This is a genomic window from [Acidovorax] ebreus TPSY (assembly GCF_000022305.1).
In the GTDB taxonomy this organism is placed as follows: Bacteria; Pseudomonadota; Gammaproteobacteria; order Burkholderiales; family Burkholderiaceae_C; genus Diaphorobacter; species Diaphorobacter nitroreducens.
Window position 1 is genome coordinate 2,366,233 of record NC_011992.1, and the last position, 13,495, is coordinate 2,379,727.

A 13,495-nucleotide genomic window follows, 5' to 3' on the forward strand; every position below is an offset into this window, starting at 1 on the left:
CAGGTTTTTAACGACTTTTCAATCGCGCGAGGATTTTTTCGCGACCCAGCAGTTCGAGCACGGCATCCACCGACGGCGTATGCGCGGTACCCATGGTCAGCACCCGCACGGGCATTGCGAGTTGCGGCATCTTCAAACCCAGCTGCTTGAGGACATCCTTGATCGCAGCGTTGATTGCGTCCTTGTTCCACGCCACGGTCTCCATGGCGGCGGCAAACGCGTCGAGCGCCGGTGTGGCGGTTTCAGTCACGTGCTTCGCGAAGTCGTCTGCATCGGGCTCGATGGCGTCCACATAGAACACGCGCGCCCAGCGTGCCAGGTCCACCAGCGTTTCGCAGCGGTCTTTGAACAGCGCGCAGATGCGCGGCAAGCGGTCATCAGCATCCAACTGCGCCTCTGGAACACCCGCCTGCACGACGAAGGGCCGCACGAGTGCTGCCAACTGCGCATCTTCCATGGCCTTGAGATGCTGTGCGTTCACCCAGCGCAACTTGGCCTCGTCGAACTGGCCGGCGCTGCGGCCCAGGTGATCCAAGTTGAACCATTCCAGGAATTGCGCGCGGCTGAAGATCTCGTCATCGCCATGGCTCCAGCCCAATCGGGCCAGGTAGTTGACCATGGCGTCGGGCAGATAGCCCTCGTCGCGGTACTGTGTCACGGCCTTGGCACCGTTGCGCTTGCTCATCTTCTCACCCTGCTCGTTGAGCACGGTGGGCAGATGAGCGAACACGGGCACCGTGGCACCCAGGGCCTCGAAGATGTGGATCTGGCGTGGTGTGTTGTTCACATGGTCGTCGCCGCGAATCACGTGGGTGATGCGCATGTCCATGTCGTCCACACAAACGCAGAAGTTGTAGGTGGGCGTGCCGTCCGGGCGCGCGATGACCAGGTCGTCCAGCTCGCTGTTCTGAAACTCGATGCGACCCTTGCACTTGTCGTCCCAGCCGACTACGCCGTCCTGGGGCGTCTTGAAGCGCAGCACAGGCTTCACGCCTTCCGGCACGGGCGGCAGCACCTTGCCGGGTTCGGGGCGCCAAGTGCCGTCATAGCGGGGCTTTTCCTTCGCGGCCATCTGGCGTTCACGCAAGGCATCGAGCTCTTCCACGCTCATGTAGCAGGGATAGACATGGCCTGCAGCCTGCAGTTGGGCCAGGACTTCCTTGTAGCGCTCCATGCGCTGCATCTGGTAGTACGGGCCCTCGTCATGGTCGAGCTGCAGCCAGGACATGCCCTCCAGGATGACGTCGACCGAGGCCTGGGTGGAGCGCTCCAGATCAGTGTCCTCAATGCGCAGGATGAACACGCCGTCGTTGGCACGCGCGAAGGCCCAGGGATAGAGCGCGGAGCGGATATTGCCCAGGTGGATGAAGCCCGTGGGCGACGGGGCGAAACGGGTGCGTACTTGTTGTTGTGTCATGGCAGGGTGTCCAGGCCTCGGCAGAGGTCGGTCTTCAGGTCGTCGAGATGTTCCAGGCCCACGGACACGCGGATCAGCCCCTGGCCGATGCCGGCCGCCTGGCGCTGCTCTTCCGTGAGGCGCCCGTGCGAGGTGCTGGCCGGATGGGTGATGGTGGTCTTCACGTCGCCCAGGTTGGCGGTGATGGAGCACACGCGCGTGCTGTCGATGACGTGGAAGGCATTCGCGCGCAGCTGCGCCGCGCCTTGCCCCACCACGTCGAACGCCAGCACCGGGCCGCCCATGCCGCCCTGCTGGCGCATGGCCAATGCATGCTGCGGATGGCTGGCCAGGCCCGAATAGTGCACGCGCGCCACCTTGGGATGTGTGGCCAGCCAGGTCGCCAGTTCCAAAGCCGCAGCGCTTTGCGCGCGCACGCGCAGCGACAGCGTCTCCAGCCCCTTGAGCACCACCCATGCGTTGAACGGCGACAGGTTCAGCCCCGCGCTGCGCATGAAGGTGCCCATGACCTTGTCCACCAGCGCGGTGGTGCCGCACACGGCGCCCGCCATCACGCGGCCCTGGCCGTCCAGCAGTTTGGTGCCCGAGTAGACCACCAGGTCAGCGCCCAATTGCGCCGGGCGCTGCAGCGCGGGCGAGCAGAAGCTGTTGTCCACCGCCAACAGCAGGCCGCGCGCATGCGCGATCTGCGCCAGTGCGGCGATGTCGCACAGATCGCCCAGCGGGTTGGTCGGTGTCTCGGCAAACAGCAAGCGGGTGTTCGGGCGGATGGCCGCCTCCCACGACTGCAGGTCGGTCTGCGAGACAAAGGTCGTCTCCACGCCGAAGCGCGCCATCTCCGACCCGAGCAGCTTGAGCGTGGAGCCGAACATGGACTGCGAGGCCACCACGTGGTCGCCGCTCTTGAGCACGGTGAGCGCCATCAGCAGGATGGCCGACATGCCGGTGCTGGTAGCCACCGCGCATTCCGTGCCCTCCATGGCCGCCAGGCGGCGCTCGAAACTGCTGACCGTGGGGTTGGCGGTGCGGGTGTAGGTGTAGCCCGGCTCTTCGTTGGCGAAGCGGCGTGCGGCGCTTTCGCAGTCGCTCTGCACGAAGCTGCTGGTCATGTACAGCGCCTCGCTGTGCTCGCCCCACTGGCTGCGCGCGACGGCCTCGCGAACGGCGAGGGTCTCAGGGCGCAGCCCCTCGGGCAGGGGTTGATCGGTCACGGTGGCGGTCCTTGTTCTAAAAAATAGGAGCTGATAGCGCTTGCTGCACCTGGACTTCAGGCATTTTTTACACTGAAACCCAGTACAAACAAGCGCAAGGCGCTCATCTTTTTGATGAGCGCGAGTGTACTCACGCCTCCTGGGCGTTGGGCAGGGACAGCCGGGAGGTGTCTTCCTGCTCCTCTTCACCACCCCGGTTGCGGCCCTCGTTGAGCGCCGTCACTTCCTCGTCGGAGATGTCGCCGGTGATGTACACGCCGTCGAAGCACGAGGCCTCGAACCCCTCCACCTTGCGGTTGATCTTGCCCACGGCCTGCTTCATGGCCTCCACGTCTTGGTAGATCAGCGCATCGGCGCCGATCAGCTGGCGGATCTCCTCCACCGTGCGGCCGTGCGCGACCAGCTCGGAGCGCGTGGGCATGTCGATGCCATAGACATTGGGGTGGCGCACCGGCGGCGCGGCAGAAGCCAGGTAGACCTTCACCGCGCCGGCGTCGCGCGCCATCTGCACGATCTCCTTGGAGGTGGTGCCGCGCACGATGGAGTCGTCTACCAGCAGCACCTTGCGGCCCTTGAACTCGCTGCCGATAGCGTTGAGCTTCTGGCGCACCGACTTCTTGCGCACGCCCTGCCCCGGCATGATGAAGGTGCGGCCCACGTAGCGGTTCTTGACGAAGCCCTCGCGGTACGGAATGCCCAGCAGCTGCGCGAGCTGCATGGCGCTGGGGCGGCTGGATTCGGGGATGGGGATGATGGCGTCGATCTCGCTGGGAGGCACGGTGGAGATCACGCGCTTGGCCAGCGTCTCGCCCATGTTCAGCCGCGCCTGGTAGACCGAGATGCCGTCCATCACCGAGTCGGGACGCGCCAAATACACGTACTCGAACACGCAGGGGTTGAGGTGCGGGTTCTCGGCGCACTGCTGGGTTTCCACGCGGCCGTCGGTGTGCACGAACACGGCCTCGCCGGGCGCGACGTCACGGTCCAGCACCTGGGTCGTGCCCTCCAGCGCCACGGATTCGCTCGCCAGCATCACGGTGCCGTCCGCGCCGCGGCCCATGCACAGCGGGCGGATGCCGAACGGGTCGCGGAATGCCAGCAGGCCATAGCCCGCGATCAGCGCGATCACGGCATAGGAGCCCTTGACGCGCTTGTGCACCGCGCGCACGGCCTTGAATACGTCCTCGGACTGCAACGGCGCGCCGCTGGTGGCGCGCGCCAGCTCATGCGCCAGCACGTTGAGCAGCACTTCGGAGTCGCTCTCGGTGTTGGTGTGGCGGTGGTCGGTGTCGGCCAGTTCGCCGCGCAGCTGCTTGGCGTTGGTGAGGTTGCCGTTGTGCACCATCACGATGCCGAACGGCGCGTTCACGTAGAACGGCTGGGCCTCCTCCTCGCTGGAGGCATTGCCCGCCGTGGGATAGCGCACCTGCCCCAGGCCAATGGTGCCGGGCAGTGCGCGCATGTTGCGCGTGCGAAACACGTCGCGCACCATGCCCTTGGCCTTGTGCATGAAGAACTTGCGTCCTTCCTGCGTGACGATGCCCGCGGCGTCCTGTCCCCGGTGCTGCAGCAGCAGCAAGGCGTCATAGATCAGCTGATTCACGGGGGCCGTGCTGACCACGCCGACAATTCCACACATAGTTTCGTTCCAGTTTTGGCGGCGGGGTTTCCCGCCGATCACACACATCACTCACCGCGGCCGCGCCGCCAGGCCCGCTAGGAAGGCAGATGGCGGCCCAGTTCATCCGGTAGCGCGGGCCTCAACCCCTTGAGCGCCCCCTGCAACAGGGGGGCGGCCTGCGATTCTTTCCACCACGGCGCATCTTGCATCGGCGTCCAGCCGGCCACCAGCACTACGGCCAGCAGCAGCACCAGGCCGCGCAGCACGCCAAACAGTGCCCCTAGCGCCCGGTCCGCGGGCCGCAGGCCCACCGCCTCCACCAGTTTCTTGAGCAGCCACGCCACCAGCCCACACGCAAACACCGCACCGACGAACACCACCGCGAAGCCCGCCACATGGCGCCAGGTGGCATCCGCCTGCCCCATGGGCAGCAGCGCGCCCATATCGTCCGCGAACCATTGCGCGGCAAAAAACGCCACCACCCAGCCGGCCAGCGACAGCAACTCGAACACCAGCCCGCGCCATGCACCGATCAGCAGCGACGCGCACAGCACCACCAGGAAGATCCAGTCCAGCGCCGCCATGCGCAACCTTTGAAACCGCCGCCCCAGCCCGCCAGCCGGCCTACAGCGCCAACACCGACGCGGACAGCCCCGCGCCCTTGACGCGGCCGGCCGCCTTGTCGGCCTCTGCCCGGCTGGTGAACGGACCCACTCGCACGCGCGTGCGCTTGCCATCCTTGGTGTCCACCACCTGGGTATAGGTCTTGAGGCCGGAGCGCTCCAACCGATCGCGCACCTCGCGCGCCTTGTCGGCGTCCGCGAAGGCGCCTACCTGCACGATGAAGCGGCCCTGCTCCTCGCGCGCAGCGGCGGGCGCGGCGCTGGGTTGCGGGTTGCGGCCTTCGAGCAGTGCGCGGGCGCGCGCAGCATCGTCCTGGCGCGCAGGCTTGGGATCGGGCCGGGGTTCTGGTTTGGATTCCGGTTTGGCCTCTGCCTTGGGCGCGGGCTTGGGTTCCGGTTTGGGCTCGGGCTTGGATTCCGCCGGGGTTTCCGCCTTAGCCGGCACTTTGGGTTCCACGCGCGCAGCGGGCTGCGAGGCCGCTGGCGCACTGCGTGGGCGGGACGCCACCACTTCCTCGCCCGCATCCAGGCCGGAAGTCGCCGGCTCCGCGGCGCGGGGTGTATTGGCCTCTTGCTGCGGCACCACCAGCGGAGCCACCTTGTGGCGATCGGGAATGTCCATCGCCACATTCACCGGGACCGGCCGCGGCTGGGTGTCGAACAGCAGGGGGAAGCCCACCACGCCCACCAGCACCAGTACTGCAGCGCCCAGCAGGCGGTGGCGCGCGCGTCGGCGCATTTCCTCGATGCTCTCGGCCTGCGGAGTGCGTGAGCGCTTGGCGGGTTTGTTGGTGTCGCCCGACGGCTCCTGCCGGCCAGGCCAACGAAACTTGAAAAATGCCATGGAGTGCGGACTCGTTATGCGCCCAGATGCTTGGCCTGCAGGCGCGGCACCCCATGCTGGAGCACGCCACCCACCGTGTAGAACGAGCCAAAGACCACAATTCTATCAGCGGGGTCCGCGGCCTCCACGGCCGCGCGCAACGCCTCCTCGGGGTTGGCGTGCAGGCTGGTGGCGACCTCAGGGCGCCCTCCGGCCACCATCTGCAGCGCATTCCATTTCTGCTGCAGGCTGGCGGCCGTCTCGGCGCGCGGCGTGGGCAGGTCGGTGAAATACCAGCGGTCGATCACCGGCCCCACCTTGGCCAGCATGGGCGCCAGATCCTTGTCGGCCATGGCGCCAAACACCGCGTGCGTGGTCGGGAAGTAGCCCATGGCGTCCAGATTGGCCGTGAGCGCCGCCACCGAGTGCGGGTTGTGCGCCACGTCCAGCACCAGCGTGGGCTGGCCCGGCACGATCTGGAAGCGCCCGGGCAGTTCCACCAGCGCCAGGCCGGCGCGCACCGCCTGCGCGGTGATGGGCAGGCGTTCGCGCACTGCCTCCAGCGCAGCGAGTGCGCCCGAGGCATTGACCAGCTGGTTGGCGCCCCGCAGCGCCGGATACGCCAGGCCCGCGTAGCGGCGCCCGCGCCCGGCCCACGCCCACTGCTGCTTGTCGCCCGAGAAGTTGAAGTCCTGCCCGAAGCGCCACAGGTCGGCGCCGATCTCGCGCGCATGGTCGATCACGCTCTGCGGCGGCATGGGGTCGCTCACCACCACGGGGCGGCCGGTGCGCATGATGCCGGCCTTCTCGCGGCCGATGGTCTCGCGGTCAGGCCCGAGGAACTCCACATGGTCGATGTCCACGCTGGTGATCACCGCGCAGTCGGCGTCGATGATGTTGGTGGCATCCAGCCGCCCGCCCAGCCCCACCTCCAGGATGGCCACGTCCAGCAGCGACAGGCTCATGTGCCGCAGAATGGCGAGCGTGGTGAATTCGAAGTAGGTCAGCGTGACCTCGTTGCCGTTCTGCGTGCGCGCCCGCTCCACCGCCTCGAAGCTGGCCACCAACGACGCGGCATCGACGATCTCGCCACGGATGCGGCAACGCTCCTCAAAATGCACCAGATGGGGCGATGTATAGACCCCCGTACGGTAGCCAGCCTGCAGGGCCACGGCCTCCAGCATGGCGCAGGTCGAGCCCTTGCCGTTGGTGCCCGCCACGGTGATCACGGGGCAGTTGAAGCGCAGCCCCAGGCGGCGCGCCACCTCGCCCACGCGCTCCAGGCCCATGTCGATGTTCTTGGGGTGCAGCTGCTCGCAGTGGCGAAGCCAGCCTTCCAGTGTCTGCGGAGGAATGTGCATAGCCCATGAATTGTCGCCGAGCCGGGCTTGCGCGATGATCCCGGGCCATGAGTACCCCCACGATCATCGTCTACGGCATTCCCAACTGCGACACCGTCAAGAAGGCCCGCGCCTGGCTGCAGGAGCAAGGCTTGGCCTACCAGTTCCACGACTTCAAGAAGCAAGGCGTGCCCGCAGAGCGCCTGCCCGCGTGGATGGCTGCCGTGGGCTGGGAGAAGCTGCTCAACCGCCAGGGCACGACCTGGCGCAAGCTGGACGCGACCGTGCAGGCCGGCGTGACGGACGCCCCCAGCGCGGCCACGCTGATGTGCGAGCAGCCCTCGGTCATCAAGCGGCCCGTGGTCGAGTGGCAGGGCAGCCCCGCGGGTGACGTGACGGTGGGCTTCAGCCCCGAGGCATGGAACGCACGCGCGGCCAGCCACTCCAAGGCATGAGGCAACACATCTTTACGCAGATTTACGGGTCGGCGCGGGTGTGTTGACGCGCCGGGCTGAAACTTCCCGCAGGTTCGGCGCGTTGTAGGCCGACCGAAAGGAGCTTTTTGCCCATGAACAAGATTTTTGTCCTCGCGACCCTGGCCACGGCCGCGCTGGCCGCCCAGGCACAGGAACAGGGCCGCGTGCTGTCGGCCACGCCCATCACCGAGCAGATCGCGATTCCGCAGCAGGTCTGCGGCAACGAAACCATCTACAGCGGCGCCCGCCCCACCTCCGGCGCGGGCGCGGTGCTGGGCGCGATTGCCGGCGGCGCCGCGGGCAACGCCATCGGCGGCGGCAGCGGCCGTGCCGCGGCCACGGCCCTGGGTGTGATTGGTGGCGCGGTGCTGGGCAACCAGATCGAGGGTGGCCGCCCCGGCTACCAGAATGTGCAGCGCTGCACGACCGAAACCTACTACGACAACCAGATCGTCGGCTACGACGTGGTCTACGAATACGCCGGCCGGCACTACAACACGCGCACGCAGACGGACCCAGGCGCGTGGATTCCACTCACCGTGCAGCCGGCGGTGCCGGGAGTGTCGCGCGCTCCCGCCGGATACCCGCCCACCTACGGCCCCACCTACTCTCCTACCTATTCCGGCGGCTATGCGCAGCCGGGCGTGGTGGTGTCCACCCAGCCGGGCCCGCCGGCCTACATCGTGGAGCCGCCCGTCACCGTGATCGAATACCGCGACAACTATGGCCATCCCTACCGCCCGCCCCGCTACCACGACCGTTACTGGCGCTGAGCAGAGCGCCACGGCCCGGCGGCCAGCACGCAGACGGCACATGCCAGAGGGCTCTTCGGAGCCCTTTTTCGTTGCTGCGCGGCCAACGCCGCCCCGCGCCCGCACGGGGCGCGCCGGCACGCGCAGGCTCTAGAATCGATGGTTTGTCCCATCCTCTGCGTCCCCCATCCATGACCACCGAAAAAATCGACGGTGTTTCCGTCACCACCCAGGCCAATGTGTACTTTGACGGCAAGTGCGTGAGCCACAACCTCACGTACCCCGATGGCACGAAGAAGTCGGTGGGTGTGGTGCTGCCGGCCACGTTGACCTTCGGCACGGGCGCACCCGAGATCATGGAATGCGTGGGCGGATCCTGCGAATACCAGCTGGACGGCACCGACGCCTGGGTCAAGGTGGGCGCGGGCGAGAAGTTCAGCGTGCCGGGCAATTCCAAATTCAACATCCGCGTGACCGAGGCCTTCCACTACATCTGCCACTACGGCTGAGCATGTTTTAGGCCTCTAGCGCTTACTAGGCAAGCGCGGGCAGCTATCAATTTTCAAGAGAATCCCATGGCAACCATCCTGCAACACCTCCCCGTCGGCCAGAAGGTCGGCATCGCCTTCTCGGGCGGCCTCGACACCAGCGCCGCGCTGCGCTGGATGAAGAACAAGGGCGCCCTGCCCTACGCCTACACCGCCAACCTGGGCCAGCCTGACGAAGCCGACTACGACGAGATCCCCCGCAAGGCCATGGAATACGGCGCCGAGAAGGCCCGCCTGATCGACTGCCGCACGCAGCTGGCGCACGAGGGCATTGCCGCCATCCAGGCCGGAGCGTTCCACATCAGCACCGGTGGCATCACCTACTTCAACACCACGCCGCTGGGCCGCGCCGTGACGGGCACCATGCTGGTGGCCGCGATGAAGGAGGACGACGTCCACATCTGGGGCGACGGCTCCACCTTCAAGGGCAACGACATCGAGCGCTTCTACCGCTACGGCCTGCTCACCAACCCCGCGCTGAAGATCTACAAGCCCTGGCTGGACCAGAAGTTCATCGACGAGCTGGGCGGGCGCGCCGAGATGTCGGCCTTCATGACCAAGGAAGGCTTCGGCTACAAGATGAGCGCCGAAAAGGCGTACAGCACCGACAGCAACATGCTGGGCGCCACGCACGAGGCGAAGGACCTGGAGTTCCTCAGCAGCGGCATTCGCATCGTCAACCCCATCATGGGCGTGGCGTTCTGGAAGCCCGAAGTCGACGTGCCGGCCGAAGAAGTGTCGGTCACCTTCGACGAGGGGCAACCCGTGGCCGTGAACGGCAAGGAGATCGCCGACCCTGTGGAGCTGTTCCTGGAATTGAACCGCATCGGCGGCCGCCACGGCTTAGGGATGAGCGACCAGATCGAGAACCGCATCATCGAAGCCAAGAGCCGCGGCATCTACGAAGCCCCCGGCATGGCGCTGCTGCACATCGCCTACGAGCGCCTGGTCACCGGCATCCACAACGAAGACACCATCGAGCAGTACCGCCTGAACGGCCTGAAGCTCGGCCGCCTGCTGTACCAGGGCCGCTGGTTCGACCCGCAGGCCATCATGCTGCGCGAGACCGCCCAGCGCTGGGTGGCGCGCGCCGTGACCGGCACCGTGACGCTCGAGCTGCGTCGCGGCAACGACTACTCCATCCTGAACACCGAGTCGCCCAACCTGACCTACGCGCCCGAGCGCCTGTCGATGGAAAAGGTGGAAGACGCGCCGTTCAGCCCGCTGGACCGCATCGGCCAGTTGACCATGCGCAACCTGGACATCTCCGACACGCGCGGCAAGCTGGGCGTGTATGCGCGCGCCGGCCTGCTGTCGCTGGGCGGCAATGCCGCGCTGGCGCAGCTGGAAGACGGCGGCGCGAAGAAAAAATAAGTATCAAACAGGCCTCTAGCGCTTGATGGACGGGCGCTAGCAGCTATAAAAATAGAAGCAACCACCCGGCAGGCATGCCGGGTGTTTTTTTATGCGCCGTTCAAAGAGCGCTGCGCGGTCCACTGCTCCCACCCCTGTGCGCGCAGTTCGCAGGCGGGGCAGCCGCCGCAGCCGTGGCCCCAGGCGTGCAGGTCGCCGCGCTGGCCCAGGTAGCAGGTGTGTGACTCACACCGGATCAGTTCGACCAGGGCGTCGCCGCCCAGCCGCTGCGCCAGGGCCCAGGTGTCGGCCTTGCTGCGCCACATCAGCGGAGTTTCCAGCGTCAGCGGGCGGTCCACGCCCAGACTCAGCGCCACCTGCAGCGCCTTCAGCGTGCTGTCGCGGCAGTCGGGGTAGCCGGAATAGTCGGTCTCGGACATGCCGCCCACCAGCACATCCAGCCCGCGCCGATAGGCCAGCGCCGCCGCCAGGGTGAAGAACAGCAGGTTGCGCCCCGGCACGAAGGTGTTGGGCAAACCGTCCGCCTGCATGGCGATGGCCACGTCATCGGTCATGGCGCTGCCGCCCAGCTGCGCGAGCACGTCCACCGTCAGCATGTGGTCCGGCCCCAACTGTCCCGGCCACGGCAGGGCGCGCACACCGTCGATCAGCCGCTGCCGGCAGTCCAGCTCGACGCGGTGGCGCTGCCCGTAGTCAAAGCCCAGGGTTTCCACATGCCCATAGCGCGCCAGCGCCCAGGCCAGGCAGGTCGCGGAGTCCTGCCCGCCCGACAGCAGCACCAGCGCGCGCCGCTGCGGCAGGCGGCTCATGGCGCGGTCGCGAGCGGGGCCGCGCCCTCGCGCATGCTGCGCACGATGGCGGCCAGCGCCACGCCGTAGGCCGGCACGAAGAACAGCAGGCTCACGGCCAGCTTGATGACATAGTCCACCACGGCGATTTCGCCCCAGTGGGCGGCCATAAATGCGTCGGGGCTGCGCCAGAAGGCGATGGAGAAGAACGCCGCCGTATCCAGCGCCTGGCCGAACACCGACGCCGCCGCGGGCGCCAGCCACCACGAGCGGCTGCTCTGGCGGATACGGTCGAACACCTGGATGTCCAGCAGTTGCCCCAACACGTAGGCGGCAAAGCTGGCAAAGGCGATGCGGAACACGAAGGTGTTGAAGTCACCCAGCGCCGCCCAGCCGTTGAAGCGGCCTTCGTGGAACAGCACGCCCACCACATACGACGCCACCAGCGCCGGCAGCATGGCGCGGGTGATGACGCGGCGCGCCTCGGCCTTGCCGATGAGCCGCACCGTCAGGTCGGTGGCCAGAAAGATGAACGGGAAGCTGAACGCCCCCCAGGTGCTATGAAAGCCCAGCAAATTGATGGGCAGTTGCACCAGGTAGTTGCTGGCGATGACGATGGCGATATGGAACGCCACCAGGAGGGAGAGGTACAACGGCACGCGCGATGGTGCCTTCAGCGAGGTCATGGCAGTCCTTTTTGGATGGAACCTCTGCAATACCTGTAGGGATCAGCACGCTGCGAATCGGGATGGGACGCGAAGCGCAAACCACAGCGGTGGCAGGGCCACCCCGAGGATTTGCATCGACGCAGACCACCGAGCCCACAGATGCGTGCGGCGCTACAGGTGTTGCGGAGGTTCCTGGATGGGGGCGAGGGAACCCATGGTGGCAACAGAGCCGGGGCGCGATTGTAGGCACATTTGCGCATCCCACCCGCGCACAGGGTTGCGCCGCGTATTTTTTTCAAGGCACCCGTCACACAATGCATGCGCCGCACGTCTTAGGGGCATGAACGCGACAACCTCACTCGCCATGGACCAGCACCTCGCCGCCTTTCAGCAGCACCGCCCACGCCTGGCGGGCGTGGCCTATCGCATGCTGGGCAGCCGCACCGATGCCGAGGACGTGCTGCAGGATGCCTGGCTGCGTTGGCAGGCGACGGCCCTGGAGCGCGTGCAGACGGCCGAGGCCTGGCTGATCACCACCGTCACCCGGCTGTGCGTGGACCGGCTGCGCGCCGCGCGCATCGAACGCACGGCCTATGACGGGCCCTGGCTGCCGGAACCGTGGATCGCCGGCGACAGCGCCCCGGCCGCCGATGCACGCGCCGAACTGGCCAGCGACCTGTCCGTGGCGCTGCTCGTGGTGCTGGAGCGCCTCACGCCCGACGAGCGCGCCGCCTTCCTGCTGCACGACGTGTTCGACAGCGACTACCCCGAGGTGGCGAGCGTACTCGGCAAGAGCGAGGCCGCCTGCCGCCAGCTGGTGCACCGCGCGCGCACCCAGGTGCGCCAGCGCAGGGCGCGCTTCACGGCCACACCCGAGGCGTCGCGTGCGCTGGTGGAACGCTTCGTGCAGGCCATGCGCACGCAGGACCATGCGGCGCTGCTGGCGCTGTTCGCCAAGGATGCGCAGTGGACCGCCGACGGCGGCGGCAAGGTGCGCGCGGCCGCCAAGCTGCTGCACGGACCGCGTGCGATCGCACGCCTGGCCGCGTCGGTGTGGCGCCTCTATCTGAGCCACCAGACCATGGAGGTGGTGGACGTCAACGGCGGCCCCGGGCTGCTGCTGCGCGACGCGGGCGGCGTGCGCGCCGTCATGGCCTTCGAGACCGACGGCGTACACATCCACGCGGTGTATTCCGTCCTCAACCCCGACAAGCTGCGCGGCCTGTAGGCCTGCGCGCTTCGCCCGGCACCGTCTGCGCGGCGGCGCCGCGTTCACCCCTTTTTTCTCACCCCCCTGCAAGGAGCCTTCCATGTCCTCAGCCCCCCGCATCAACCTCCCTCGCCACGCCGCAAGCTATGCCGCCATGTACGGCCTGCAAAAACACGTCGATGCGGGGCAACTGCCCGTCCAGTTGCACGAGCTGGTGAAGATGCGCGCCTCGCAAATCAATGGCTGCGCGTTCTGCATCGACATGCACGCCCGCGAGGCGCGCGAGCATGGCGAAAGCGACCGGCGGCTGCACCTGCTCAGCGCCTGGCGCGAGAGCGGCGTGTTCGATGCGCGCGAATGTGCCGCACTGGCCTGGACCGAGGCCCTCACGCGCCTGGAGCAGTCGCAGGCGTCCGACGCCGTGTACGACGAGGTGCGCGCGCAGTTCAGCGAAGCGGAGATCGTGGAGCTGTCGATGGCCATCGTCACGATCAATGGCTGGAACCGGCTCAATGTAGCGTTCCGCACCCCGCCCGGGCGCTACACGCCGGCGTGAACTGGCGCCGCAGACGGCAATCTTGACCCAGGTCATGCACGCGCGACGGAGGCGGCCGCCCTGCCCGCCAGGCATGGCGGCGGCGGCG

General features: G+C 67.3%; 14 protein-coding genes. 6 read left to right on the forward strand and 8 right to left on the reverse strand.

The window, feature by feature from the left end; translation table 11 throughout:
- Window positions 1-7 precede the first annotated feature (7 nt).
- The 6 genes from gltX to folC form a co-directional block, all read right to left on the reverse strand.
- Window positions 8-1,417, reverse strand: a complete 1,410-nt coding sequence (gene gltX / locus DTPSY_RS11150) for a glutamate--tRNA ligase (RefSeq protein WP_015913658.1) — start codon at window positions 1,415-1,417, stop codon at window positions 8-10.
- Entirely contained in the window at window positions 1,414-2,628 is a 1,215-nt protein-coding gene (locus tag DTPSY_RS11155) for an O-succinylhomoserine sulfhydrylase (RefSeq protein ID WP_015913659.1), read from the reverse strand. The genes gltX and DTPSY_RS11155 overlap by 4 nt, the downstream gene beginning before the upstream one ends.
- 130 nt (window positions 2,629-2,758) lie before the next feature.
- On the reverse strand, window positions 2,759-4,267 hold the full coding sequence (gene purF, locus DTPSY_RS11160; protein ID WP_015913660.1) for an amidophosphoribosyltransferase: 1,509 nt from the start codon (window positions 4,265-4,267) through the stop codon (window positions 2,759-2,761).
- A 77-nt stretch (window positions 4,268-4,344) separates the two neighbouring features.
- A complete protein-coding gene (locus tag DTPSY_RS11165) occupies window positions 4,345-4,833 on the reverse strand; it encodes a CvpA family protein (RefSeq protein ID WP_011805893.1) in 489 nt (162 codons plus the stop codon).
- 40 nt (window positions 4,834-4,873) lie between these two features.
- Entirely contained in the window at window positions 4,874-5,716 is an 843-nt protein-coding gene (locus tag DTPSY_RS11170) for an SPOR domain-containing protein (RefSeq protein ID WP_015913661.1), read from the reverse strand.
- A 14-nt stretch (window positions 5,717-5,730) separates the two neighbouring features.
- Window positions 5,731-7,056 carry a bifunctional tetrahydrofolate synthase/dihydrofolate synthase gene (gene folC, locus DTPSY_RS11175; protein ID WP_015913662.1) on the reverse strand — a complete coding sequence of 442 codons (1,326 nt, stop codon included), beginning with the start codon at window positions 7,054-7,056 and terminating at the stop codon, window positions 5,731-5,733.
- 47 nt (window positions 7,057-7,103) lie between these two features.
- Here folC and DTPSY_RS11180 point away from each other — a divergent pair, with 47 nt between their 5' ends.
- The 4 genes from DTPSY_RS11180 (at window position 7,104) to argG (ending at window position 10,185) form a co-directional block, all read left to right on the forward strand.
- The gene (locus DTPSY_RS11180; protein WP_015913663.1) at window positions 7,104-7,490 is read left to right on the forward strand and encodes an ArsC family reductase; all 387 of its coding nucleotides are present in this window, start codon (window positions 7,104-7,106) and stop codon (window positions 7,488-7,490) included.
- Window positions 7,491-7,603: 113 nt separating this feature from the next.
- The gene (locus DTPSY_RS11185) at window positions 7,604-8,284 is read left to right on the forward strand and encodes a glycine zipper 2TM domain-containing protein (protein WP_011805897.1); all 681 of its coding nucleotides are present in this window, start codon (window positions 7,604-7,606) and stop codon (window positions 8,282-8,284) included.
- Between the two features lie 170 nt (window positions 8,285-8,454).
- Window positions 8,455-8,772, forward strand: a complete 318-nt coding sequence (gene ppnP, locus DTPSY_RS11190) for a pyrimidine/purine nucleoside phosphorylase (RefSeq protein ID WP_011805898.1) — start codon at window positions 8,455-8,457, stop codon at window positions 8,770-8,772.
- A 66-nt stretch (window positions 8,773-8,838) separates the two neighbouring features.
- A complete protein-coding gene (gene argG, locus DTPSY_RS11195; protein WP_011805899.1) occupies window positions 8,839-10,185 on the forward strand; it encodes an argininosuccinate synthase in 1,347 nt (448 codons plus the stop codon).
- Window positions 10,186-10,274: 89 nt separating this feature from the next.
- Here argG and queC read toward each other — a convergent pair whose 3' ends face one another.
- Both queC and DTPSY_RS11205 read right to left on the reverse strand, forming a co-directional pair.
- Window positions 10,275-10,994, reverse strand: a complete 720-nt coding sequence (queC, locus tag DTPSY_RS11200; RefSeq protein ID WP_011805900.1) for a 7-cyano-7-deazaguanine synthase QueC — start codon at window positions 10,992-10,994, stop codon at window positions 10,275-10,277.
- Entirely contained in the window at window positions 10,991-11,659 is a 669-nt protein-coding gene (locus tag DTPSY_RS11205) for a 7-cyano-7-deazaguanine/7-aminomethyl-7-deazaguanine transporter (protein WP_015913664.1), read from the reverse strand. The genes queC and DTPSY_RS11205 overlap by 4 nt, the downstream gene beginning before the upstream one ends.
- Before the next feature lie 346 nt (window positions 11,660-12,005).
- On the opposite strand from DTPSY_RS11205, the gene DTPSY_RS11210 reads away from it, so the two are divergent.
- A complete protein-coding gene (locus tag DTPSY_RS11210) occupies window positions 12,006-12,869 on the forward strand; it encodes an RNA polymerase sigma-70 factor (RefSeq protein WP_015913665.1) in 864 nt (287 codons plus the stop codon).
- A gap of 82 nt (window positions 12,870-12,951) precedes the next feature.
- A complete protein-coding gene (locus DTPSY_RS11215; RefSeq protein WP_015913666.1) occupies window positions 12,952-13,407 on the forward strand; it encodes a carboxymuconolactone decarboxylase family protein in 456 nt (151 codons plus the stop codon).
- The last annotated feature ends 88 nt before the right edge of the window (window positions 13,408-13,495 follow it).

What these genes read in the sequence shown, in the direction of transcription:
- DTPSY_RS11215 (WP_015913666.1), top strand. Translation starts at nt 12,952, where the DNA reads ATGTCCTCAGCCCCCCGCATCAACCTCCCTCGCCACGCCGCAAGCTAT.
- argG (WP_011805899.1), top strand. Translation starts at nt 8,839, where the DNA reads ATGGCAACCATCCTGCAACACCTCCCCGTCGGCCAGAAGGTCGGCATC.
- ppnP (WP_011805898.1), top strand. Translation starts at nt 8,455, where the DNA reads ATGACCACCGAAAAAATCGACGGTGTTTCCGTCACCACCCAGGCCAAT.
- DTPSY_RS11185 (WP_011805897.1), top strand. Translation starts at nt 7,604, where the DNA reads ATGAACAAGATTTTTGTCCTCGCGACCCTGGCCACGGCCGCGCTGGCC.
- queC (WP_011805900.1), bottom strand. Translation starts at nt 10,994, where the DNA reads ATGAGCCGCCTGCCGCAGCGGCGCGCGCTGGTGCTGCTGTCGGGCGGG.
- DTPSY_RS11170 (WP_015913661.1), bottom strand. Translation starts at nt 5,716, where the DNA reads ATGGCATTTTTCAAGTTTCGTTGGCCTGGCCGGCAGGAGCCGTCGGGC.
- purF (WP_015913660.1), bottom strand. Translation starts at nt 4,267, where the DNA reads ATGTGTGGAATTGTCGGCGTGGTCAGCACGGCCCCCGTGAATCAGCTG.
- gltX (WP_015913658.1), bottom strand. Translation starts at nt 1,417, where the DNA reads ATGACACAACAACAAGTACGCACCCGTTTCGCCCCGTCGCCCACGGGC.
- folC (WP_015913662.1), bottom strand. Translation starts at nt 7,056, where the DNA reads ATGCACATTCCTCCGCAGACACTGGAAGGCTGGCTTCGCCACTGCGAG.
- DTPSY_RS11165 (WP_011805893.1), bottom strand. Translation starts at nt 4,833, where the DNA reads ATGGCGGCGCTGGACTGGATCTTCCTGGTGGTGCTGTGCGCGTCGCTG.
- DTPSY_RS11180 (WP_015913663.1), top strand. Translation starts at nt 7,104, where the DNA reads ATGAGTACCCCCACGATCATCGTCTACGGCATTCCCAACTGCGACACC.
- DTPSY_RS11210 (WP_015913665.1), top strand. Translation starts at nt 12,006, where the DNA reads ATGGACCAGCACCTCGCCGCCTTTCAGCAGCACCGCCCACGCCTGGCG.
- DTPSY_RS11205 (WP_015913664.1), bottom strand. Translation starts at nt 11,659, where the DNA reads ATGACCTCGCTGAAGGCACCATCGCGCGTGCCGTTGTACCTCTCCCTC.